The sequence below is a fragment of the Myxococcales bacterium genome (assembly GCA_016717005.1).
Lineage (GTDB): Bacteria > Myxococcota_A > Polyangia > Haliangiales > Haliangiaceae > UBA2376.
On record JADJUF010000041.1, the window covers coordinates 20,011 to 40,052 of the forward strand.

General features: G+C 73.2%; 21 protein-coding genes. 15 read left to right on the forward strand and 6 right to left on the reverse strand.

Annotated elements, in window-relative coordinates; translation table 11 throughout:
* Positions 1 to 30 precede the first annotated feature (30 nt).
* Positions 31 to 369: a hypothetical protein gene (locus IPL61_36925; protein MBK9036776.1), complete on the forward strand. Its 339-nt coding sequence runs from the start codon at positions 31 to 33 to the stop codon at positions 367 to 369.
* Positions 370 to 630: 261 nt separating this feature from the next.
* Here the strand turns inward: IPL61_36925 and IPL61_36930 are convergent, their stop codons facing one another.
* Together IPL61_36930 and IPL61_36935 are read right to left on the reverse strand one after the other, a co-directional pair.
* On the reverse strand, positions 631 to 2,298 hold the full coding sequence (locus IPL61_36930; GenBank protein ID MBK9036777.1) for a serine/threonine protein kinase: 1,668 nt from the start codon (positions 2,296 to 2,298) through the stop codon (positions 631 to 633).
* A gap of 17 nt (positions 2,299 to 2,315) precedes the next feature.
* On the reverse strand, positions 2,316 to 3,665 hold the full coding sequence (locus IPL61_36935) for a sigma 54-dependent Fis family transcriptional regulator (protein ID MBK9036778.1): 1,350 nt from the start codon (positions 3,663 to 3,665) through the stop codon (positions 2,316 to 2,318).
* Between the two features lie 73 nt (positions 3,666 to 3,738).
* On the opposite strand from IPL61_36935, the gene IPL61_36940 reads away from it, so the two are divergent.
* The 9 genes from IPL61_36940 (at position 3,739) to IPL61_36980 (ending at position 12,295) form a co-directional block, all read left to right on the forward strand.
* The gene (locus IPL61_36940; GenBank protein MBK9036779.1) at positions 3,739 to 5,604 is read left to right on the forward strand and encodes a hypothetical protein; all 1,866 of its coding nucleotides are present in this window, start codon (positions 3,739 to 3,741) and stop codon (positions 5,602 to 5,604) included.
* Positions 5,601 to 6,038 (forward strand): hypothetical protein, encoded by a 438-nt coding sequence (locus tag IPL61_36945; GenBank protein ID MBK9036780.1) that lies wholly within the window; start codon positions 5,601 to 5,603, stop codon positions 6,036 to 6,038. The genes IPL61_36940 and IPL61_36945 overlap by 4 nt, the downstream gene beginning before the upstream one ends.
* 109 nt (positions 6,039 to 6,147) lie before the next feature.
* Positions 6,148 to 6,723, forward strand: a complete 576-nt coding sequence (locus tag IPL61_36950) for a hypothetical protein (GenBank protein ID MBK9036781.1) — start codon at positions 6,148 to 6,150, stop codon at positions 6,721 to 6,723.
* Positions 6,724 to 6,928: 205 nt separating this feature from the next.
* Positions 6,929 to 7,429, forward strand: a complete 501-nt coding sequence (locus IPL61_36955; protein MBK9036782.1) for a hypothetical protein — start codon at positions 6,929 to 6,931, stop codon at positions 7,427 to 7,429.
* 118 nt (positions 7,430 to 7,547) lie between these two features.
* A complete protein-coding gene (locus IPL61_36960) occupies positions 7,548 to 8,015 on the forward strand; it encodes a hypothetical protein (protein MBK9036783.1) in 468 nt (155 codons plus the stop codon).
* Between the two features lie 60 nt (positions 8,016 to 8,075).
* Positions 8,076 to 8,540, forward strand: coding sequence for a hypothetical protein (locus tag IPL61_36965; GenBank protein MBK9036784.1), 465 nt, complete (start codon positions 8,076 to 8,078; stop codon positions 8,538 to 8,540).
* Positions 8,541 to 8,621: 81 nt separating this feature from the next.
* Entirely contained in the window at positions 8,622 to 9,194 is a 573-nt protein-coding gene (locus IPL61_36970) for a hypothetical protein (protein MBK9036785.1), read from the forward strand.
* A 24-nt stretch (positions 9,195 to 9,218) separates the two neighbouring features.
* Positions 9,219 to 10,994, forward strand: a complete 1,776-nt coding sequence (locus tag IPL61_36975) for a hypothetical protein (protein MBK9036786.1) — start codon at positions 9,219 to 9,221, stop codon at positions 10,992 to 10,994.
* Positions 10,991 to 12,295 (forward strand): cation:proton antiporter, encoded by a 1,305-nt coding sequence (locus IPL61_36980; GenBank protein MBK9036787.1) that lies wholly within the window; start codon positions 10,991 to 10,993, stop codon positions 12,293 to 12,295. The genes IPL61_36975 and IPL61_36980 overlap by 4 nt, the downstream gene beginning before the upstream one ends.
* 9 nt (positions 12,296 to 12,304) lie before the next feature.
* Here the strand turns inward: IPL61_36980 and IPL61_36985 are convergent, their stop codons facing one another.
* Positions 12,305 to 13,195 (reverse strand): polyphosphate kinase 2 family protein, encoded by an 891-nt coding sequence (locus IPL61_36985; GenBank protein ID MBK9036788.1) that lies wholly within the window; start codon positions 13,193 to 13,195, stop codon positions 12,305 to 12,307.
* A gap of 58 nt (positions 13,196 to 13,253) precedes the next feature.
* Here IPL61_36985 and IPL61_36990 point away from each other — a divergent pair, with 58 nt between their 5' ends.
* The gene (locus IPL61_36990) at positions 13,254 to 14,195 is read left to right on the forward strand and encodes a CHAD domain-containing protein (GenBank protein ID MBK9036789.1); all 942 of its coding nucleotides are present in this window, start codon (positions 13,254 to 13,256) and stop codon (positions 14,193 to 14,195) included.
* A 1-nt stretch (position 14,196) separates the two neighbouring features.
* Here IPL61_36990 and IPL61_36995 read toward each other — a convergent pair whose 3' ends face one another.
* Positions 14,197 to 14,916 carry a YkgJ family cysteine cluster protein gene (locus IPL61_36995; GenBank protein ID MBK9036790.1) on the reverse strand — a complete coding sequence of 240 codons (720 nt, stop codon included), beginning with the start codon at positions 14,914 to 14,916 and terminating at the stop codon, positions 14,197 to 14,199.
* A 149-nt stretch (positions 14,917 to 15,065) separates the two neighbouring features.
* Positions 15,066 to 15,440: a hypothetical protein gene (locus IPL61_37000; GenBank protein MBK9036791.1), complete on the reverse strand. Its 375-nt coding sequence runs from the start codon at positions 15,438 to 15,440 to the stop codon at positions 15,066 to 15,068.
* 110 nt (positions 15,441 to 15,550) lie between these two features.
* Between IPL61_37000 and IPL61_37005 the strand changes: the two genes are divergently transcribed.
* The 4 genes from IPL61_37005 (at position 15,551) to IPL61_37020 (ending at position 19,333) form a co-directional block, all read left to right on the forward strand.
* Positions 15,551 to 16,744, forward strand: a complete 1,194-nt coding sequence (locus IPL61_37005; protein MBK9036792.1) for a saccharopine dehydrogenase family protein — start codon at positions 15,551 to 15,553, stop codon at positions 16,742 to 16,744.
* A 14-nt stretch (positions 16,745 to 16,758) separates the two neighbouring features.
* A complete protein-coding gene (nspC, locus tag IPL61_37010) occupies positions 16,759 to 17,925 on the forward strand; it encodes a carboxynorspermidine decarboxylase (protein MBK9036793.1) in 1,167 nt (388 codons plus the stop codon).
* Positions 17,926 to 18,202: 277 nt separating this feature from the next.
* Positions 18,203 to 19,120 (forward strand): hypothetical protein, encoded by a 918-nt coding sequence (locus IPL61_37015; GenBank protein MBK9036794.1) that lies wholly within the window; start codon positions 18,203 to 18,205, stop codon positions 19,118 to 19,120.
* A gap of 18 nt (positions 19,121 to 19,138) precedes the next feature.
* Complete coding sequence (locus IPL61_37020) at positions 19,139 to 19,333, forward strand: hypothetical protein (protein ID MBK9036795.1); 195 nt, start codon at positions 19,139 to 19,141, stop codon at positions 19,331 to 19,333.
* A 61-nt stretch (positions 19,334 to 19,394) separates the two neighbouring features.
* On the opposite strand, the gene IPL61_37025 is transcribed toward IPL61_37020, so the two are convergent.
* The gene (locus IPL61_37025; protein ID MBK9036796.1) at positions 19,395 to 20,030 is read right to left on the reverse strand and encodes a TetR/AcrR family transcriptional regulator; all 636 of its coding nucleotides are present in this window, start codon (positions 20,028 to 20,030) and stop codon (positions 19,395 to 19,397) included.
* Positions 20,031 to 20,042: the final 12 nt, after the last annotated feature.

Below are 20,042 nucleotides of genomic sequence, written 5' to 3' on the forward strand. Positions count from 1 at the left end.
CCGGCCCGGACCTGGGCGATGATGGCGGCCATGAAGCGCCTCCTGTTCGCCCTGGCTGTGGTCCTGGCCCCGACGATCGCCTGCACGGGCGACGACACCTCGACGCCGCCGATCGACGCCGCGGGCGACGACGGCGCGACCGACACCGACGGCGCGACCGGCATCGACGCGCCCGGCGCGTGCGTCCTGCCGACCACGTCGATCGCCTGCACCGACGACACGCCGTGCATGGCCGCGTGCGCGACCTCGGTCTGCTACAACTTCATGCAGGTCGGGATGCGCTGCACGATGGCGTGCACGCCGACCGGCAACGAGTGCCCGGCCGGCTGGCAGTGCAACAACATGGGCCGCTGCCGCCCGCCGAACTGAGCTTCCAGGGAGGCCTGTCGCCAGGCCTCCCCTCGTCGGGGGCAAGCCCCGACGAGCCTCCCCTCCGAGACGCGAGACTCCCGGCGCGCAGACCGGTGCTCGACCGAAAAACTGACACGGTCTGAGCTTCGCCAGGGCGGGGGCAAGCCCCGACGAGCCTCCCCTCCGAGCCCCTCCGAGACGCGAGACGCCCGGCGCGCGGACCGGTGCTCGACCGAAAAACTGACAAGGTCTGAGCTTCCAGGGCGGCCTGTCGCTGGGTCACGGCGGCTGGACCCGGACGGTCTTGCCGGCCTCGACCCGGACCTTGGTGCGGAAGATCTCGACGCGATCGAGCGGGCGCAGCAGGACGACCGTGTGCTCGCCGACCGCGATCTTCCGCGGCAGCACCGGGGTCTCGCGCCAGCTGTCGCCGTCGACGACGACCACCGCCGCGGGGGACCAGGTGCCGACGGCGAGGTAGCCGGTGGCGACCGCGGCGTCGACGGGCACCGCGGCCGCGGGCGCGGCGTCGACCGCGGGCGGGCGCCCAGCGTCGATCGGCCCGCGGCCCCCGTCGCGGCCGCGGGCGCGCGCGTCGATCGGCGGCGCGGCGTCGAGCGCGCCCGGCACCTCGGCGGCGTCGGCGAGCGCCAGCCCGGCGTCGAGCCTCTCGGCGGCGTCGACGGCGACCACGGCGGCGTCGGGGGCGACCGCCCCGGCCGCGGCGTGGCCCCGGGTCGCGAGCCACAGCCCGCCGCCGCTGCCGGCGACGACGATCAGGGCCAGCGCCGCCAGCGCGCGGCGCCGCCGAGGCCGGGCCGGTAGGTCGAGCCCGGCGTGCGCGTCGGCGTCGGCCCGCGGCGCCGGCCCGGTGACAGCGCCGGTGCCGACCGCGGTCGGGCCGCGATCCGGCGCCGGCCCGGCGGTCGCGTCGCCGTCCGGGAGCTCGCCGTCGAGCGCGGTCGAGACGCCGCTGGGCCGGCCCGCGACCGCGGCGGTGCGGCCGAGCCCGAGCACGCCGGCGAGCCAGCGGCGGTGGTGATCGCGCTCGTCGGCCAGCGCCTGCTCGGCCCAGACCTCGAGGCTGTCGCGGTGCGCGGCCGCGGCGATGCGCTCGAGCACCTCGGCCATCGCGGCCGCGGTCGCCAGCCGCTGCGCGGGATCGCGCGCGAGCCCGGCCAGGATCACGTCGTCGAGGCCGTCGGGCAGCCCCGGCACCAGCCGCGACGGCGCCACGATCGGCTGCTCCTCGACCGCCTTCGCGACCGCGTAGATCGAGTCGCCCGTGAACAGGCGGCGCCCGGTCACCAGCTCCCACAGCACCACCGCCGTCGAGAACACGTCCGAGCGTCGATCGATCGGCTGGTTCTTGAGCTGCTCGGGCGACATGTACGGCGGCTTGCCCTTGAGCGTGCCGAACTCGGTGACCGGCGCCTGCCGCCCGCGCACCAGCGCGATGCCGAAGTCGAGCACCTTGACCCGCGCGTCGTAGCCGAGCATCAGGTTGTCGGGGCTGATGTCGCGGTGGACCACGCCCAGCAGGTGGCCGTCGATCAGATCGCGCAGCTCGTGGGCGGCGTGCAGCCCGCGGCACGCCGCCGCCACCGCCTGGCACAGCACCGGCGGCGGCGCCTGGCGCTCGCCGAGCGCGCGGAAGCTCATGCCGGCCACGTACTCCATGACCATGTACGCGGTGCCGCCGTCGGCCTCACCGAAGTCGATGATCTGCGCGATCGCCGGGTGCGACAGGCGCGCCAGCAGCCGGGCCTCGTCGAGGAACATCGCCCGCGCCAGCGGCGTCGTCGCCAGCTCGGCCCGCACCGTCTTGATCGCGCACAGCTGCTCGAACCCGGCCGGCCCGCGACGCCGCGCGAGGAGCACGTCGCCCATCCCTCCCGACTTGAGCGCGTGCAGGATCTCGTAGTCGCCGAGGCGCGTGCCGATCATCGCCTACCCGCGCGCGCTCACTCGTCGTCGCCGCTGGCCGGGCGCTCGAGCAGGCCGTGCTTGTACAGGAGCTCGCGGAAGTGCCGCCGGTTGATGCCGGCGTGCTCGGCGGCGTGGGTGATGTTGCCGCCGGCCGCGGCGTGGACCGCCGCCAGGTAGCGGCGCTCGAACACGTCGTTCCACCGCTCCTTGGCCTCCTTGAACGGCAGCGCCGTGTCGATCGCGTCGGCCGCCGGCGGCGCCGTCGTGATCTCGACCCACAGGCGCAGGTCGCGGAACGGCACCAGCCCGCCCGACAGCGCCCAGGCGCGCTCGAGCACGTTGCGCAGCTCGCGCACGTTGCCGGGCCAGGCGTGGCGGCGCAGCCGCTCGAGGTTGTCGCCGTCGACCGGCCCGGCCTCGGCGCCGCGCGCGGCGTAGAACGCCGCGACCAGCAGCGGCAGATCGTCGGGGCGCTCGCGCAGCGGCGGCAACGCCACGTGCACGACCGCCAGCCGGTAGAACAGATCGAACCGGAACTCCTTGGCCTCGACCATCCGCGCCAGGTCGCGGTGGGTCGCGGCCACGACGCGCGTGTCGACGGTGACCGGCCGATCGGCGCCGACCGGCTGCACGGTCTGGGCCTCGAGCGCGCGCAGGAGCTTGGCCTGCACCGTCAGCGGCAGCTCGCCCAGCTCATCGAGGAACAGCGTCCCGCCCGAGGCCTCGACGAACGCGCCCTTGCGATCGCGCTCGGCCCCGGTGAACGCGCCGCGGACGTGGCCGAACAGGTGCGAGTCGATCAGGTGCTCGGCGATCGCGGAGCAGTCGACCACGACGAACGGGCCCTTGGCGTGGGCCGAGTGCTCGTGCAGCGCGCGCGCCACCAGCTCCTTGCCGGTCCCCGACTCGCCCTCGACCAGCACGGTCGCGTCGCTGGGCGCCGCCAGCTCGAGCACCGCGAACAGCTCGCGCATCGCGACGCTGTGCCCGACCAGCGCGCCGAACCGCTCGCGCGCGCTCGGCGGCAACACCAGCGCGTCGGCCGCGACGATCCGCAGCGCCGCGCCGCCGATCTCGATCGTCGCGCCGCCCGGCACCACCAGCTCGGTGATGCGCGAGCCCTGCCACCAGGTGCCGTTGGTCGAGCCCAGGTCCTTGACCCGCACGCCGCCGCCGACCGCGGTCAGCTCGGCGTGGCGGCGCGACACCTTGGGCTGATCGATCACGAGGTCGCAGGTGGCGTGGGCGCCGAGCACGACCGGCCGCGCGCCCAGCGCGACCTGCCCGCCGGTGGCGAGGCGGGCCAGCCAGGTCCGCGGCGCGGTGCGGCCGCGCGTCGTCGAGGTCGCCACGCCGGTGGTCAGCATGGTGGTGCGATCGATCACGAGCGGCAGGATAACCGATCCGCGGCGGCCGCGTCCGACCGTGTGCCGCCGCGCACGGTGGTACCGTCGAGGGATGGGCCGCCGTGTGGTGATGCTGGTCATCGGGCTGCTGATCGCGGCCGCGGGCGCGTGCAGCGATCCGACGCTGACGATCACGGTCGACTTCGCGGGCGACACCGCGCTGCGCGACGCCACGACCCGGATGCGCTTGACCGTCGAGGAGCTCACCAGCACCGAGTGCGACGCGATCGAGTACGGCCAGGTCAGCGCCGAGGCCCTCGACCTCGGCGAGCGCACCAGCGTCGCGTTCAGGCCGGATCCCGGTGGCACGACCCGGATCGCCCTGAGCGACGTGCCCCGGCTCGGCCCCAAGCTGTTCGTGCTGTCCGGCTACGACGCCCTCGGCCAGCGCATCGTCGGCGGCTGCGAGCAGATCGGCGACATCGACGACGACCTCGAGCTCGCGATCCCCGCCGAGCCGGCGGTGGCGGCGCGGGTCATCCCCGGCCCGGGACAGGTGCCGAGCCTGATCCTGCCGCGGCTCGCCGGCGACCCCGCGCCCGCGACCCTGGCGATCGCGACCCGGACGGTCCGCCGGCCCCACCCGGCGCCGGCCGGTCACGCGGTGCGGATCTACCTCCGCAGCGCGGCCGGCGAGCGCTTGCTCGGCGAGGCGCTCGGCGACGCCGAGGGCGTGATCGAGTTCCAGCTCCCATCGGAGCTGACCGAGGTCCGGACCGGCCCGACGACGTCCGCGCCGGTGGTCGGCCCCACCGAACTCGTCATCCGGGCGCCGTGGGCCGAACGCGCCGAGCGGGTCCCAGCGTTCGTGCCGGTCAAGCCGCTCGGCGTGGTCGGGCTGGGCACGCCGACGGAGCTCAACCAGGCCGCTCCGTCCTGGGCCTTCGTGTCGGGGGGCTCGACCGCCAACGACTTCCGGGCCGCGGCGATCCGCCAGCTCGGCGCTGCCCGCGCGATCGTCGTGGCGACCGAGGTCGGCGACGCCGTCGTGGCCGCGGGGACGATCTCGTCGGCCGTGGTCGACAAGGCCCGCGCGCTGGTCGGGTTCGATGGCGCCGAGCGGGACATCGTGACCCGGCTCGATGATGGCTGGTACACCATCGGGGCCAGCGGCAGCGCGCTCGTGCTGGACGTGCCGTTCTCCACGACCACCGCCGACGAGCTGCACGCGGTGCCGGTCTGCCAGGGTCCGGGCGTCCACGCGGGCCTGCTGGTCCGTAGCGGCGCGGGGCCGTGGGAGGCGTACGCAGGGCTCGAGGCGACCCAGGCGACAGGACCGCTCGCCACCTTGGCGGCGCAGCTTACGGCGTTCACCGACGCCCGCCCCGGCGCGGTGCTCGAGAACCTGCTCTGCATCACGATCGGGGGCGCGGTCGCGACCGTCGCGGTGATGGCCGCGCCGGGGCCGGCGCGCCTCGAGCGCTACGCCGTCGCCGCGGGCGCGCCGGCGATGCCGCTGCCGTTCGTCGGCGCGATCACCGCGATGAAGGCGGACGGTGGCGACCTCCGCCCGGTCGGCCCGATCGAGACCGGCACCGGCATCCGCGTCGTGTCGTACAAGGTGATCGTGCCGGTGTCGATGCAGCCGCAGCTCATCCCCGACGGCGCGATCGACTACCCGCTGCCGGGGGTGCCGAGCGACCTGCTGGTGGACGACGCCAACGGCGACCTCCTGCCAGATGTCCTCGCGCTGACGATCTACCAGGGACGCCTGGCGCTGTCGGTGACCCTCGGCGCCGCGGTGGCCGGGACCGAGCTCACCAGCCTCGTCCCCAGCGACGGCGATCCTGGATCGGCCCAGCTCCGGCGCGCGCTCCTGCGCGAGAACCGAGACCTCCAGCTCATCACCGCCGGCAAGAGCGGGCTCGCCGCCTACGACATGGCCACCCCCGCGACCGCGCAGCTCGAGCCCCCATGACCCGCACCTGGATCCTCGCGCTCTGCTTCGCGGGTGCCTGCGGAGGTTCCGCGCCCGCGCCAGCGGCGCCCTCGAGCACGCCGCCCGAGGCCGAGGCCGAGCCCGCGCCCGCGGTCGACCCGCAGGTCGCGGCCGAGGTCGCCGACGCGTTCGTCGAGGTCCTGGCGACGATGGCCCAGATCACCACCGGGCCGTCCTGCCCCGCGATGGGCGAGGAGCTCCGCGGACTGTTCGACCGCAGCGCGGAGCTGTTCGATCACGCCCGGGCGCTGGCGCGCGATCCCGAGGCGTCGAAGCTGCTGGTCGCGGCCATGGAGGCCCGCGCGGCCGAGGTCGCGCCGCTGATCGAGGCGATGGGGCCGGGGCTCGTGCGATGTCGGGAGGATGCGACGGTGCAGGACGCGATGGCGCGGATGCCGACCTTGAACTTGTAACGGTTCCTGTAAGCACGCGATGACATTGTTCTTGTTGCTGTCGTCGTGGGTCTATGGGATAGACCCGCCACGAAAAAACGCGCGTGTCGCGCGGAAGGACCAAAGATCAATGAAGCGCCTCTCTGTCATCGCCCTGCTCGCCGCTGCCATCGCCTTCACGGGCTGCAAGAAGAAGGATGAGGGCAACAAGCCCGCGACCACCGAGGCCAAGCCGGCCGCGGGCACCGCGGCGCCGGCTGGCGGCACGGCGGCTCCGGCCGCGGGCACCGCGACTCCGGCCGCGGGCACCGCGGCGCCGGCTGGCGACACGACCGGCACCCCGCCGGCCGACACGACCGGCACGGCGCCGACCGGCGCGGGTCCGTCGGACGCCGAGTTCGAGAAGATGATGGGCAACGCCCTGGCGATGTTCGGCGCGATGGGCAAGGCTGTCGACGCCGCGGGCGACGACTGCGGCAAGCTCGCCGACGGCATCCAGAAGGTGATGGACGACAACAAGGACTTCATCGAGACCGCGAAGAAGTACAAGGACAACCCCGACATGGACAAGAAGGCCGAGGAGTGGATGAAGGGGCACATGTCCGAGGTGATGGAGCCGATGATGAAGGTCGGCGCCGCCGGCCAGAAGTGCTCGTCGGACGCGAAGTTCGCCGAGGTCATGAAGAAGTTCGAGGAGCTCAACTGAGCTCCTGAGGGTTCGTCGCCGAACCCTCCCTGGCATTCGCCAGCCCCACCCCAACGGGTGGCGGAGCGCAGCGCCCCGGTGATGAGCCGGGGCGTCGTGCGTTTCGGCCCGATGAACGGATCCACCGCCGCCGGTGGCGGCCGCCCCGGCAACTTCGGGCCGAGGGCGCGTCGATTTCCGGCCGAGGTCGTGGGATGACTTTCGGATGAAGCTCGTCGCGGTGGTCGTGGTCCTCGCCTGCGCGTGTGGTGGCTCGGCCAAGAAGACGGCGCCGCCGTCGGCCGACCAGCCGGTCGTCGAGGCCGAGCCGGCACCGGTGGCCGATCCGCCCGCCGTCGAGCCCGAGCCAGCGGTGCCCGCGGCGCCGCCGGTCGAGCCGACGACCGAGGACGACGCCTTCGAGGCGATGATGCGTCAGGCGCTGACGATGTTCCGGGGCATGGGTGCCGCGGTGGACGCGTCGGGCGACGACTGCGACAAGCTCGCCGACAACATCCAGCGGGTGATGGACGACAACCGGGACTTCCTGGCCCAGGCCAAGCTGTACAAGGACGACAAGGCGATGGACCAGCGCGCCGAGGCCTGGATGAAGGAGCACATGAGCGAGGTGATGGAGCCGATCATGAAGGTCGGCAGCGCCGCCCAGCGCTGCGCGTCGAACGCGAAGTTCGTGGCGGTCATGAAGCGGCTCGACGAGCTCGACTGATCGAGCGGGGCGCGCCGACCGCCGGCGGCGCCGGCGCCCTCGGTGGCCGCCGACCCGGGCCCGCCGGAGCCGCGCCGGCCGCGTCGATTTCGGGCCGAGGTCGTGGGATGATTTTTGGATGAAGCTTGTCGCTGTTGTCGCGGTCCTCGCGTGCGCGTGTGGTGGCTCGGCCAAGCAGACGGCGGCGCCGCCGGCCAACGCCCCGATCGAGACCGCCGAGCCCGCGCCCCCGCCCGAGGAGACGCCGGTCGCGCCCGCCGAGCTCACCGACGCGGAGTTCGAGACGATGATGACCCAGGCGCTCGCGATGTTCGGCGCCATGGGCAGCGCGGCCGACGCCGCCGGCGGCGACTGCGGCAAGCTCGCCGACGGCATCGATCGGGTCATGAACGACAACCAGCCGTTCATCCAGAGCATGAAGAAGTACAAGGGCGACGAGGCGATGGACAAGCGCGCCGAGGCCTGGATGAAGGATCACATGGACGAGGTCATGGAGCCGATGATGAAGGTCGGCGCCGCCGGCCAGAACTGCGCCGACGATCCGAAGTTCCAGGCGACGATGCAACAATTCGAGGACCTCGAGTAGCCCCGGCGAAACCGCGGCGGCCCGGTGGCAGCGGTCCAGCCCGCGTGCCATCGTCGGCCCATGCGCATGTTTGCGGTCTGTGTCGTCGCGATCGCCACGATCGCCTGTAGCAAGTCCAAGCCGGCGACCACGACGCCGCCGCCCGATCCGGGCCCGGCGGTCACCGACCCGACCACCGATCCGGCCGCGCCGCCGGCGAGCACGCCGTCCGACGCCGAGCTCGAGGCGATCTTCGCCGAGAGCGTGACGTTCCTCGAGGACCTGGCGACCGCGGTCGACAGCAACCAGGCCTCATGTCCGGCGATGGCCCAGGCGATCACCGCGGTCATCGACCAGCACGAGCCCCTGCTGAAGCGGGCCAAGAGCTTCGAGGGCAACCAGGAGGTCGACGCGAAGGCCGACGCGTACATGGACGCGCACAAGGACCGGGTCGCCGCCGCGGCCGGCAAGGTCGGCCCGGGCATGCAGGCCTGCGCGGGCGACGCCGAGGTGCAGGCGGCCATGGCCCGCTTCGACAACATGTGACGTGACCCAAGGCCTGCGCGGGGCCGGCCGTCCAACCGCCGAGCGCGACACCTCGCGCGGGCTCGCTGACAGGAGATCGTGATGCCGCTCGTGTGCCGTTCGCTGGTCGTCGTGATGGTCGCGGGTCTGGTCGCGTGCAAGCAGGGAGGCGGCGGCACCACCGCCGCGGCACCGCTCGCGGCCGGGACCGAGCGCGGCGACTGTCGGCCCGATCGCTCGTGCGATCCCGGCCTGACCTGCCTCTCAAACCTGTGCGTGCGGCCGCCGCCGGCCGACTGCGCCAAGGTGGCCGAGGCGCTCGGGCCGATCTTCCTCGACAACTACACGCCGCGCGAGGAGCGCGACCGGTTCGCGGCCGACGTGCGGACCGAGTGCGAGGGCGCGGGGTTCACCCGCGAGGACGGCGAGTGCCTGGCCCGGGCCAAGACCCGCCAGGACATCAACGCGTGCCCGCACCCGATCGGGCTCGGCGACTGCAAGAAGATCACCGCCGCCGCCGACGAGCTGCGCGCCAAGAGCGGCGTCGACGCCTACCTGGTCACGCCCGCCGACCGCCTGATCGAGCGCTGCCGCGGCGAGGTGCCGACCCGCGCGTTCGAGCGCTGCGTCGTGACCGCCACGTCGATGGACGACCTCGGCCGCTGCGCCTGGTGACGCGGTTCGGGTAAGCTGGCCGCGGTGCCACGGCTCGCACGCCTCGCGATCGCGGTCGGGATCGCGCTGACCATCGGCTGGGGTGGCGCTGCGCGCGCGCAGGCGCCAGAGGCCGGCCCGCCGGCGGGGCCCGTCGACGCCGGCGTCGGCCCGCTCGCCGCGCCTGGCGACGCCGCCACCGCACCGACCGACCCGATCGACGCCGCGGCCATCGACGCCGCGATCGACGCCGCGGCCATCGACGCCGCGATCGACGCCGCGCCGATCGACGCCGCCCGCGCCGCGCGCACGCCCGACGCGGGCCCCGCCGACGCCGGGCTCGGCGCGCTGACCGCGCCCGACGCCGGTGCGGACGCATGGCTCGACGCCGGCGCGAGCCCGGCGGGGCCGCTCGACGGCGGACCGACGGCCCCGGTCCCCGCGGTCACCGACCCGTCGCCGCCCCCGGCCGGCGGCGGCGACCGCACCGGCGTGGTGCTGCGCCTCGTGCTGGGCCTGACCGCGGTGTTCGCGCTGGCGTACCTCGGCGGCCACCGGCGGGTGGTCGCGCTCGAGCGGCGGCTGGGCATCACCGGGGTCATCGCCGCGGGGTTCCCGTTCGTCGCGCTCGGCGTGATCATCCGTCAGCCCGCGATCGGCGTGCTCACCGGCGACGTGCTCGAGCGCATGCAGCCGATCCTGCATTTCGGGCTCGGCTGGCTCGGCTTCATCATCGGCGCCCAGCTCGACATCCGCCTGCTCGATCGCGTGCCGCGCGGCACCGGGTACCTGGTCGTGGTCGAGGCCCTCGGCCCGTTCGCCGCGGTCGCCGCCACCACCGCCGGCCTGGCGCTGGCGCTCGGGATCGCCGACTGGCGCACCGCCGAGTTCTGGCGCGACGCGATCGTGGTCGGCGCCGCCGGCGCCATGACCGCGCCGCGCCGATTCCGCGGCTTCGCCAACAGCGCCTGGCGCGAGGGCAAGAGCGTCGATCACCTGCTGTCACAGCTCGACGAGATCGTCGGCGTGATCGGCCTGCTGTTCGTCGCCGCCTACTTCCGCCCCCAGACCGCGGTCGGCTGGGCGTTGCCCGGCACCGGCTGGCTGTTCGTGACGATCGGCCTCGGCGTCGCGGTCGGCGTGTTGATCTTCGCGATGGTCCGCGTGCCGTCGAGCGAGGGCGAGTTCCTCGCGGTCGTGCTGGGCTCGGTCGCGCTCGGCTCGGGCCTGGCCGGCTTCATGTACCTGTCGCCGATCGTCGTGTGCTTCATCGCCGGCGCGCTGGTCGTCAACTTCCCGTGCGATCAGCGCGACGCGATCTTCCGCATCCTCAACCACCTCGAGCGCCCGATCCACCTCTTGTTCCTGGTCGTCGCGGGCGCCGCCTGGGACGTGGCCGCGGCCAAGCCGTGGGTGATCGTGCCGGCGTTCGTCGCGGCGCGCGTGGTCGGCAAGTGGGTCGGCATCGCGGCCGCGCGCACGACCGTCGGCGCGCTGCTGCCGCGCGGCTACGCCGATCAGCGCGTGCTGGTGTCGCCGCTGTCGCCCCTGGCGATCGCCCTCGTCGTGTCGCTGCAGGGCTCGGCCGGCGGCCTGCCCAGCGGCTGGCTCGTGACCGTGGTGATCGGCGGCGCGGTCCTGACCGAGGTCGCGGTCCAGCTCACCAGCCCGCCCGCGGGCCGGGCCATCACGAACACCACCGCGGCGCTCGCGGCGCCGACGGTCGACGAGCTCGACGACGACGCGCCGGCGACCGGCCCGGTCTACCGCGACGACCGCGACGACCACGACGACCACGACGACGAAGGTGAGCCCGCGTGATCCCGCTCCTGGTGCTCCTGGCCCTGGCCGGCCTGATGCAATCCGCGCGCAGCTTCGCGCCGGCCGCGGTCCACGCCGGCGGCACCGAGCTGGCGTTCGGCTTCTTGCTCCTGACCGCGTACTTCACGGGCAAGCTGGTGGGCCGGATCGGCCTGCCCAAGCTGACCGGCTACATCGCCGCCGGCATCGCGGTCGGCCCGTACGCGCTCGGGCTGGTCGACAAGGGCATGACCATCCAGCTCAAGCTGGTCGGCGGGATCGCGACGGCGATCCTCGCGCTGACCGCCGGCGCCGAGCTCAACCTGCGCCAGGTCCGCCCGCTCCTGGGCATCGTCCGCAAGATCTCGGTCTGGGTCGTGCTCGGGTCGATGCTCGCGATCGCCGCGGCGATGATGGCGGTCCGCCCGCTGGTGCCGTTCCTCGACGAGATGCCCCTCGACCACGCCATCGTCGTGTCGCTGACCCTCGCCACCGCGCTCACCGCCAAGTCGCCGGCGGTGGTCATGGCGATGATCGGCGAGACCCGCGCCGACGGCGTCCTCACCAAGACCATCCTGACCTCGGTGATCGTCTCGGACCTGGCGGTGATCGTCCTGTACGGCATCGTGTCGTCGGTCGCGACCGCGGTGATCGGCGGCGGCGTCGACGTCGGCCGCGCGATCGGCGGCATCGCCTGGGGCGTGCTCGGCTCGATGGGCGTCGGCATCTTCATCGGCGCGGTGCTGGGCCAGTTCATCCTGTACGTCGACCGCGGCGTCGGCCTGTTCGCGGTGATGCTGTGCTTCATCGTGGCCGAGGTCGGCCACGCCGTGACCCTCGACCCGCTGGTGATCGCGCTCGCCGCCGGCCTGTGGCTCGAGAACGTGTCGAGGGCCGACGCGCGCAAGCTGCTCGACGGCTTCGACGCGGCGTCGCTGCCGGTGTACCTGGTGTTCTTCGCGCTGGCCGGCGCCAAGCTCGACGTGGTCAAGCTGGCGGCGCTGGCGGTGCCGGTCGTGGTCCTGGTGCTGGTCCGCGCCGGCAGCTTCTTCGTCGGCGGCCGCCTGGGCACCCGCGCCCCGGGCGTCGACCCGCTGGTCCGGCGGCTGGCGTGGATCGGCCTGGTGCCCCAGGCCGGCCTGGCGCTGGCCCTGGCCGAGCTGGTCCGGCGGACCTTCCCCGCGTTCGGCGACGCCGCGTTCGCGCTGGTCCTGGGCGTGGTCGCGACCAACGAGCTGACCGCGCCGGTCGCGCTGCGCATCGCGCTCATGGGCAGCGGCGAGGCCGGCAAGCGCGCGGGCCCCGCGACCACCGACCATTGACCGACCGCGCTACTCGCGCGCGAGCTGGTCGCGCATCGCCGCCATCTCCGCCCGCGTGGTCGGGCTGACCTCGGGCCAGCTCATCGGCAGGCGCTCGAGGGTCTCGACCAGGATCTCGGCGACCGTACGGCGCATGAACGACTTCGAGTCGGCCGGCACCGCGTACCACGGCGCCCACGGCCGCGAGGTCGCGGTCAGCGCGGCGCCGTACGCGTCCATGTACTTGTCCCACTTGGCGCGCTCGACCAGATCGCCCGGATTGAACTTCCAGTTCGACTCGGGCTCGTCGATGCGCTCGACCAGGCGGTCGCGCTGCTCGTCCTTGGAGACGTTGAGCCAGAACTTCACGATCACCGTGCCGTTGCGGGCCGCGTGCTGCTCGAACGAGCGGATCGACTCGTACCGCTCCTGCCAGAGCGCGTCGAGGTCGTCGGTGCCGCGCGGCAGCCGCTGGCTCCCGAGGAACTTCGGGTTGACGCGCACCACCAGCACCTCCTCGTAGTGGCTGCGGTTCCACACCCCGATCCGGCCGCGCTCGGGCATGGCCATGTGGCATCGCCACAGGAAGTCGTGCTCGAGCTCCTCGGCGGTCGGCGCCTTGAACGCGAACACCTGACAGCCGGCCGGGTTGATGCCCGACATCACCGCGCGCACGGTCCCGTCCTTGCCGGCGGCGTCCATGGCCTGGAACACCATCAGCAGCGAGAACCGGTCGTCGGCGTAGAGCAGCTGCTGCAACTTGGCCAGGCGCTCGATCGCCTCGGCCAGCGCGGCCTGGTTGTCCTTCTTTTCGGGCCCGTCCTTGGGCGGCCGGGTCGGGGCCCGGGCCGCGTCGAACGGGCGGTCGAACGGGACGAGGTAGGGACTGGAGACCGGTTCCTGCGTGGGGCCACGTGACATCGAGGTGACGATACCCCGATCGGTCCAGATGGCGCCCCCGGTTTGGTATCGTGGCGCCATGTCCACCCCGCCGACCGACGCCCACGCCGACACCACGCACCTGGGCCCGCTGACCACCGACGACAGCCTCCGGGGTCGGGTGGTCCGTGCCGCCGCGGCGGCGTTGACCGACGCGCGGGCGGCCCAGGCCGAGGCCGCGCTCGATCCGCAGGCGGCGGTGCTGGCGGTCCGCAAGGCCCTGCGGCAGCTCCGCGCCCTGGTCGATCTCGTGGCGCGGACGCTGCCCAAGCGCGATCGCCGCGATCTCGCGCGCGGCCTGGCGGCGGCGCGGCGGACCCTCGGACCCGCGCGCGATCAGGCGGTCGCGCGGACGCTCGTCGACACGATCGCCCCGGTCCACGAGCTGACCGCCGCCGCCGACGCGGTCCACGCCGTCGCCGAGCCCGATCGCCTCACGCCCGAGGCGATCCTCGCCGACATCGAGCGCGCCGTGGCCGAGGCCGCGAGCCACGTCGACGCGCTGACCGCGGCGCTGCCCGACGAGCTGCGCCCGCGCCGGGTCGCCCGCGGCCTAGCCCGGACCTACCGCCGCGCCCGGGCCGCGCGCAAGCGGGCCAAGCAGTCGGATCGCGCGGTCCACCGCTGGCGTCGGCGCAGCAAGGAGCTGCGCTACCAGCTCGCGATCGTCGACGCGCTGCCCGGCGCCGGCGCGTGGCGCGACGCGCTGCGCGACCTCGACGATCAGCTCAGCCCCGTGGTCGATCACCTGATGACGAAGGACTACGTCCGCCTGTACGGGGGCGGCAGCGACGACGCCACCGCGCTCCTGACGGCGGTCCACGATCGCCTGATCGCCAGCAAGGACGCGGCCCGCAAGGCCAGCCGCGGCCTGTTCAAGACCCGGCCCGAGAAGCTCCGCGATCAGCTGACCTCGGCGCTCGCGGCCGAGGCCGCGGTCGACGATCCCGGGCAGCACGACCCCGGCGACGCCGACGCGTGAGTCAGCGCACGGCCCACTCGAAGCGGTGCGACGCCGGCAGCACTCGCTCGGCGAGGAACGCGGCGTAGTCGCGGCGGTGCCAGGCCTCGAGGCACAGGAGCACCATGCGGGGCAGCGCGCCGCGGTAGGTCATGCCGAGGGGCCGCAGGCCGGCGTCCTGCCGGAACACTTCGTCGACCTGGGGCGGGACCGTGCGCTGGGTCTCGCTCGCGAGCTTGGTGACGCGCTCGACCGTCGGGTCGCTGCAGTGCGCGGCCGGCGACGACACCAGGTGGGTGCCGCACACGCTCGGCCGGTCCTCGTAGATCGTGCACAGCTCGCCCGGCCCGAGGAACAGGCACGGCGTGGCGTAGTCGCGCTTGCGCGTGGTCTCCATCGCGTGGGCGCGGGCCTTGAGCGTGGCCCGCAGCTCGGGCGTGTCACGGCCCTCGCGGATCAGCCGCGCCACGATCGGCACCACCTCGTAGAGGTACGCGCTCGTGAGCAGCGAGCAGCACGCCTTGGGCGCGTCGCAGGTGTAACAGGACACGACCGACAGGTGGATCCGGGCGTTCTCGGCGACGGCGGCGTTGGTGGTGGCGATCAGGTCGCGCGTCAGGCTCGAGGTCTTCTCGAGCAGGCCGCTGCGCTCGATCACCTCGGCGAACGTCGGGCCGTGCTCGGGCCCGAGCGCGGGCGGCTCGATGCGCGACGAGGTCGTGCGCTGCTTGGACTTGGCCATCGGTGCGGCGACCGTAACATCGACGCCGACCGCGCGGCGCCACCCCGGCGACGGCGCGCGCCAGGTGCCGTCGCCGGCCGTGCAGCGCTGGGCCAGCTGCGCCGCGCCGCGACCGCACCATCGACGCCGGCCGCGCGGCGCCACCCCGGCTACGGCGCGCGCCAGGTGCCGTCGCCGGCCGTGCAGCTCTCGGCCAGCTGCGCCGCGGTCATGCCGTAGTCCTGGTAGAAGACCTTGGTGCCCTCGCGCTTGGCGCACGCGCCGAGGCGGGCCGCGGCCGGGCACGGGGTCTTCGCGAAGGCGCCCTCGAGGCCGACGCACAGCTTCTCGAGGTACTCGTCGCCGGCGGCGGCGCGGTTGGCCGGGCCGTACTCCGTGCACTCCTTGACCTTGGGCGAGTCGCACGACGCCGCCCCCTTGGCCGCGCCGCCGCCGCCCCCGTCGTCCTTGCCCTTGGAGCCGCACGCGGCTAGCGCGAGGGCCAGCGCCAGGCCCGAACCCATCAGCGAACTACGGAGCTTCATGCGGCGAAGGTCGCACACCGCCGACCGCCCGTGCACCTGGCCGCGGGCCCCGAAGCGGCGGCGGCCACCGCGACCGCGCCGACGCCGGCGTGTGCTAGCTTCGCGGCCCCATGAGCAAGGTCGTCATCATCGGTGCGGGTGGCGTCGGCGGCGTCGTCGCCCACAAGTGCGCGCAAGCCTCGGATGTCTTCGACGACATCCTCCTCGCCAGCAGGACCGTCTCGCGCTGCGACAAGATCGCCGCCGAGATCAAGGAGCTGCAGGGCAAGACCGTCCGGACCGCGGCGATCGACGCCGACGACGTGGCCGCGACCGTGGCCCTGCTCGAGCGCGAGCGGCCGGCGGTGCTGATCAACGTGGCCCTGCCCTACCAGGACCTGACGCTGATGGAGGCGTGCCTGGCCACGGGCACGCCGTACCTCGACACCGCGAACTACGAGCCGCCCGACGTCGCCAAGTTCGAGTACAAGTGGCAGTGGGCGTACCGCGAGCGGTTCGAGCAGGCCGGGCTCATCGCGGTGCTCGGCTCGGGCTTCGACCCCGGCGTCACGAACATGTACTGCGCCCACGCGCAGAAGCACCTGTTCGACTCGATCAAGTACGTCGACATCGTCGACTGCAACGGCGGCTCGCACGGCAAGGCCTTCGCCACCAACTTCAACCCCGAGATCAACATCCGCGAGATCACCGCGCGCGGGCGCTACTGGGAGCGGGGCGAGTGGAGGGAGACCGACCCGCTGAGCGTGTCGACGATGTTCGACTACCCCGGCGTCGGTGAGCGCAAGAGCTTCCTGCTCTACCACGAGGAGCTCGAGTCCCTGGCCCAGAACCTCAAGGGCCTCGAGCGCATCCGCTTCTGGATGACCTTCGGCGAGAGCTACCTCAAGCACCTCGAGGTGCTCGGCAACGTCGGCATGACCCGGATCGATCCGGTCAACTACGAGGGCAAGGGCGTCGTCCCGATCAAGTTCCTGAAGGAGCTCCTGCCCGACCCGGCGTCGCTGGCGCCCGGCTACACCGGCAAGACCTCGATCGGCTGCCTGGTCGAGGGCACCAAGGACGGCAAGCCGCGCAAGGTGTTCATCTACAACATCTGCGACCACGCGGCCTGCTACCAGGAGGTCCGGGCCCAGGCGGTGTCGTACACGACCGGCGTCCCGGCGGTGTCGGGCGCGGTCATGATCGCCACCAAGCGGTGGCAGGGCGCGGGCGTGTTCAACATGGAGCAACTCGACCCGGATCCGTTCCTGGCCGACGTCGCCAAGCGCGGCCTGCCCTGGCACGTCGAGGAGCGCGCGGTTTGAGCGCCGGCGCGGCCCTGGGCGCGCACGTCGCCGCCCGCCTCGACCTGAGCAAGGTCGAGACCCCGGCCTACGTCACCGACCTCGGCGCGCTCGAGGACAACCTCCGGCTGCTCGCGTCGGTCGCCGACCGGGCCGGCTGCACGATCATCCTCGCGCTCAAGGGCTTCGCGCAGTGGTCGACGTTCCCGCTGGTCAAGCGCTACCTCAAGGGCACGACCGCGTCGTCGGTGGCCGAGGCCCGCCTGGGCCGCGAGGAGTTCGGCGGCGAGGTCCACGCCTACGCCCCGGCCTGGACCGACGACGATCTGCGCGAGGTCGTGACGCTGGTCGACCACCTCGTGCTCAACAGCCCGTCGCAGTGGCGCCGGGCCCGGCCCATCGTCGAGGCCGCGCGCGCCGCCGGCCACGCGGTGTCGTGCGGCCTGCGCTGCAACCCCGAGCACCGCGAGGTCGAGGTGGCGCTCTACGACCCGGCCGCGCCGTGCTCGCGCCTGGGGACCATCCGGGCCAACGTCACCGCCGCGGATCTCGACGGGCTCGATGGCCTGCACTTCCACACGCTGTGCGAGCTGGGGCCCGACGCCCTCGAGCGCACGCTCGCGGCGTTCGAGGCCAAGTTCGGCGAGTTCATCCCGCAGATGAAGTGGGTCAACTTCGGCGGCGGGCACCACATCACCCGGCCCGGCTACGACACCGACCACCTCGTGCGCCTGATCAAGGCGTTCAAGGAGCGGTACGGCGTCGCGGTCTACCTCGAGCCCGGCGAGGCGGTCGCGCTCGGCACCGGCGTGCTGGTGGCGTCGGTGCTCGACGTGTTCGACAACGGCATGCCGATCGCGATCCTCGACACCTCGGCCACCGCGCACATGCCCGACGTGCTCGAGATGCCGTACCGGCCGGTCGTCGTCGGCGCCGGCGATCCCGGCGAGCGCGCGATCACCTACCGCCTGGGCGGGCTGACGTGCCTGGCCGGCGACGTGATCGGCGACTACAGCTTCGACGCGCCGCTGGCCATCGGCGACAAGCTCGTGTTCCTCGACATGGCGCACTACACGATGGTGAAGAACACCATGTTCAACGGCGTGCGCCTGCCGTCGATCGCCACCCACGATCCCGCCACCGGTGAGGTCCGGGTGTCGCGCCGGTTCGGCTACCGCGACTACCGCGACCGCCTGTCGTGACGCGCGGGGCCGCGGGCGCGGCGCGCCGTCCGCGGCGGCTGACACGTCTGGGCGACCCCGCGATCGCCACCGTCGACCTGCCCGACCCGATCGACGCGGCGCGGGCCGATCGGCGCGGCGCGGTCGGACCGACCGTCGCGCGTGCGCCGGCTTCCAGTCCGGGCCGCGCCGGATCCGTCCGATCGCGGCGTCGGCGCAGTTCGCCATTGACGGTCGGTCAACAGGTGCTGCTACGCTCCGCCCGCACCACCGCACCGCACCTCGACCGGGAGACCTCATGCGCCTGCTCCGCTTCCTGACCGCCGCGCCGATCGCGCTCGCCCTCGCCGCCTGCGGCACCGACAGCTCCAGCGGCGACGACGTCCCCGTGGACGCGGCCGCCCCGCCCGGCTCGAGCTTCCGCATCACGACGCCCGACATCGTCATCCACCCCGGCGAGGAGGTGACGTACTGCTACTACACGACCATCCCGACGACCGAGACCCTCGGCGTCAAGCGCTGGTCGTCGACGATGACCCCGGGCAGCCACCACCTGATCCTGTACTTCGGCGACTCGGGCAAGCCCGACGGCACGATCGACCAGAGCTGCGGCGGCGGCAGCGGCGGCGGCATCCCGTACTGGACCTACTCGGCCCAGAACTCGGTGGCCGAGGCGGTGATGCCGACCGGCATCGGCATGACCGTGCCCGCGGGCCAGAAGGCCTACGTGCAGATGCACTACCTCAACACCGGCGACGCCGACATCTCGGCGCACGTCGTGATCGACGGCGAGACCTACGCCGCCGGCGAGGCCTACACGCCGGCCGCGGCGTTCATCACCTACAACACCCAGATCAACATCCCGCCGATGTCGACCGGCACCGCCGGCGGCACCTGCGCGGTGCCCGCGGACGCCAAGTTCTTCACGATGTCGACCCACGCCCACAAGCGCGCGGTCCACACCGAGGTCACCGACGGCGCCGCGATGGTGTTCCAGGCCGACGACTGGGAGCACCCCGGCGCGCGCCAGTGGACCGGCGATCCGTTCTACACCTTCGCGTCGGGCTCGCTGACCTATCGATGCAACTACGACAACACCGGCGCCACGACCGTGCGCGAGGGCCAGTCCGCGGCGACCGACGAGATGTGCATGGCGGTCGGCTACTTCTTCCCGGCGACCGGCCCGAAGTTCTGCATCAACAGCCTGTCGTTCTGATCCGGGGCGGGGGCGGTCGTGCCAGACGAGGCCGAGCCGTTCTCGAAGGAAGACCTGGAGGAGGCGCTCCGGGCGATCGCGTCGACGATCAGCAAGTGCGAGAAGGTCCAGCCGAAGCTGCGGCTCGGGACCTCGCAGCACACGCTGCTGGCGCGCCGGATCAAGGCGCTCCACATCGCCGCGACGCTGATCCGGCGAGCGCTCGACCGGTGATCGCCGATCGGCGGCTGGTTCGCGGCAGCGCCGGCGTGCCGCGAGGTCGAGGGGGGACGGCTCAGGCGGGCGGCGCGGCGGTGATCGCCGCGAGGATCGTGTCGACCATCCACTGCACGTGGCGGCGGCGCTCGTCGAGGGCGGCCGGCGACGTCGGGTCGCCGGGCCACAGCGACGCGAGCACCGGCGCGTACGTGAAGTAGTTGATGACCATGCCGGAGAACGTCACGAAGAAGTGCCGGGCGGCCAGCGGCCCGACGGTCGGCGTGATCGCCCCCAGCGCCTCCTCGATCCAGGTGAACAGCGGCGCGAGGTTGCGCTGGATCAACGGGTGGGTCTCGGGGCTCCCGACCTGCTGCTGGATCAGCGTCGCGTAGCGGCGGTGCTGCACCATGAACGCGAAGTACGCGTCGATCGTCCGGTGCAGCCGATCGGCGAGCGTGCCGCCGCCCTCGTAGGCGCCGGCCAGCGCGTCCTTGTGCGCGTGGTAGTAGGTCTCGAGCACGCGCTCGAACAGCGTGGCCTTGCTGCCGAAGTGATAGAAGACCAGCGCCTTGGGCACCCCGGCCTGGCGCGCGACGTCGGCCACGCTGACCCCGGCGTAGCCCTGGCTGCAGAACAGCTCGTCGGCCGCGGCCCGGATCTTCTCGGCGGTCTCGCCCCGTCCTTTGTCTTTTTCTTTCGTGTGCTTGGGCATATTTTATCCGAT

What these genes read in the sequence shown, in the direction of transcription:
- IPL61_36925 (MBK9036776.1), top strand. Translation starts at nt 31, where the DNA reads ATGAAGCGCCTCCTGTTCGCCCTGGCTGTGGTCCTGGCCCCGACGATC.
- IPL61_36930 (MBK9036777.1), bottom strand. Translation starts at nt 2,298, where the DNA reads ATGATCGGCACGCGCCTCGGCGACTACGAGATCCTGCACGCGCTCAAG.
- IPL61_36940 (MBK9036779.1), top strand. Translation starts at nt 3,739, where the DNA reads ATGGGCCGCCGTGTGGTGATGCTGGTCATCGGGCTGCTGATCGCGGCC.
- IPL61_36945 (MBK9036780.1), top strand. Translation starts at nt 5,601, where the DNA reads ATGACCCGCACCTGGATCCTCGCGCTCTGCTTCGCGGGTGCCTGCGGA.
- IPL61_36950 (MBK9036781.1), top strand. Translation starts at nt 6,148, where the DNA reads ATGAAGCGCCTCTCTGTCATCGCCCTGCTCGCCGCTGCCATCGCCTTC.
- IPL61_36955 (MBK9036782.1), top strand. Translation starts at nt 6,929, where the DNA reads ATGAAGCTCGTCGCGGTGGTCGTGGTCCTCGCCTGCGCGTGTGGTGGC.
- IPL61_36960 (MBK9036783.1), top strand. Translation starts at nt 7,548, where the DNA reads ATGAAGCTTGTCGCTGTTGTCGCGGTCCTCGCGTGCGCGTGTGGTGGC.
- IPL61_36965 (MBK9036784.1), top strand. Translation starts at nt 8,076, where the DNA reads ATGCGCATGTTTGCGGTCTGTGTCGTCGCGATCGCCACGATCGCCTGT.
- IPL61_36970 (MBK9036785.1), top strand. Translation starts at nt 8,622, where the DNA reads ATGCCGCTCGTGTGCCGTTCGCTGGTCGTCGTGATGGTCGCGGGTCTG.
- IPL61_36985 (MBK9036788.1), bottom strand. Translation starts at nt 13,195, where the DNA reads ATGTCACGTGGCCCCACGCAGGAACCGGTCTCCAGTCCCTACCTCGTC.
- IPL61_36990 (MBK9036789.1), top strand. Translation starts at nt 13,254, where the DNA reads ATGTCCACCCCGCCGACCGACGCCCACGCCGACACCACGCACCTGGGC.
- IPL61_36995 (MBK9036790.1), bottom strand. Translation starts at nt 14,916, where the DNA reads ATGGCCAAGTCCAAGCAGCGCACGACCTCGTCGCGCATCGAGCCGCCC.
- IPL61_37000 (MBK9036791.1), bottom strand. Translation starts at nt 15,440, where the DNA reads ATGAAGCTCCGTAGTTCGCTGATGGGTTCGGGCCTGGCGCTGGCCCTC.
- IPL61_37005 (MBK9036792.1), top strand. Translation starts at nt 15,551, where the DNA reads ATGAGCAAGGTCGTCATCATCGGTGCGGGTGGCGTCGGCGGCGTCGTC.
- IPL61_37015 (MBK9036794.1), top strand. Translation starts at nt 18,203, where the DNA reads ATGCGCCTGCTCCGCTTCCTGACCGCCGCGCCGATCGCGCTCGCCCTC.
- IPL61_37025 (MBK9036796.1), bottom strand. Translation starts at nt 20,030, where the DNA reads ATGCCCAAGCACACGAAAGAAAAAGACAAAGGACGGGGCGAGACCGCC.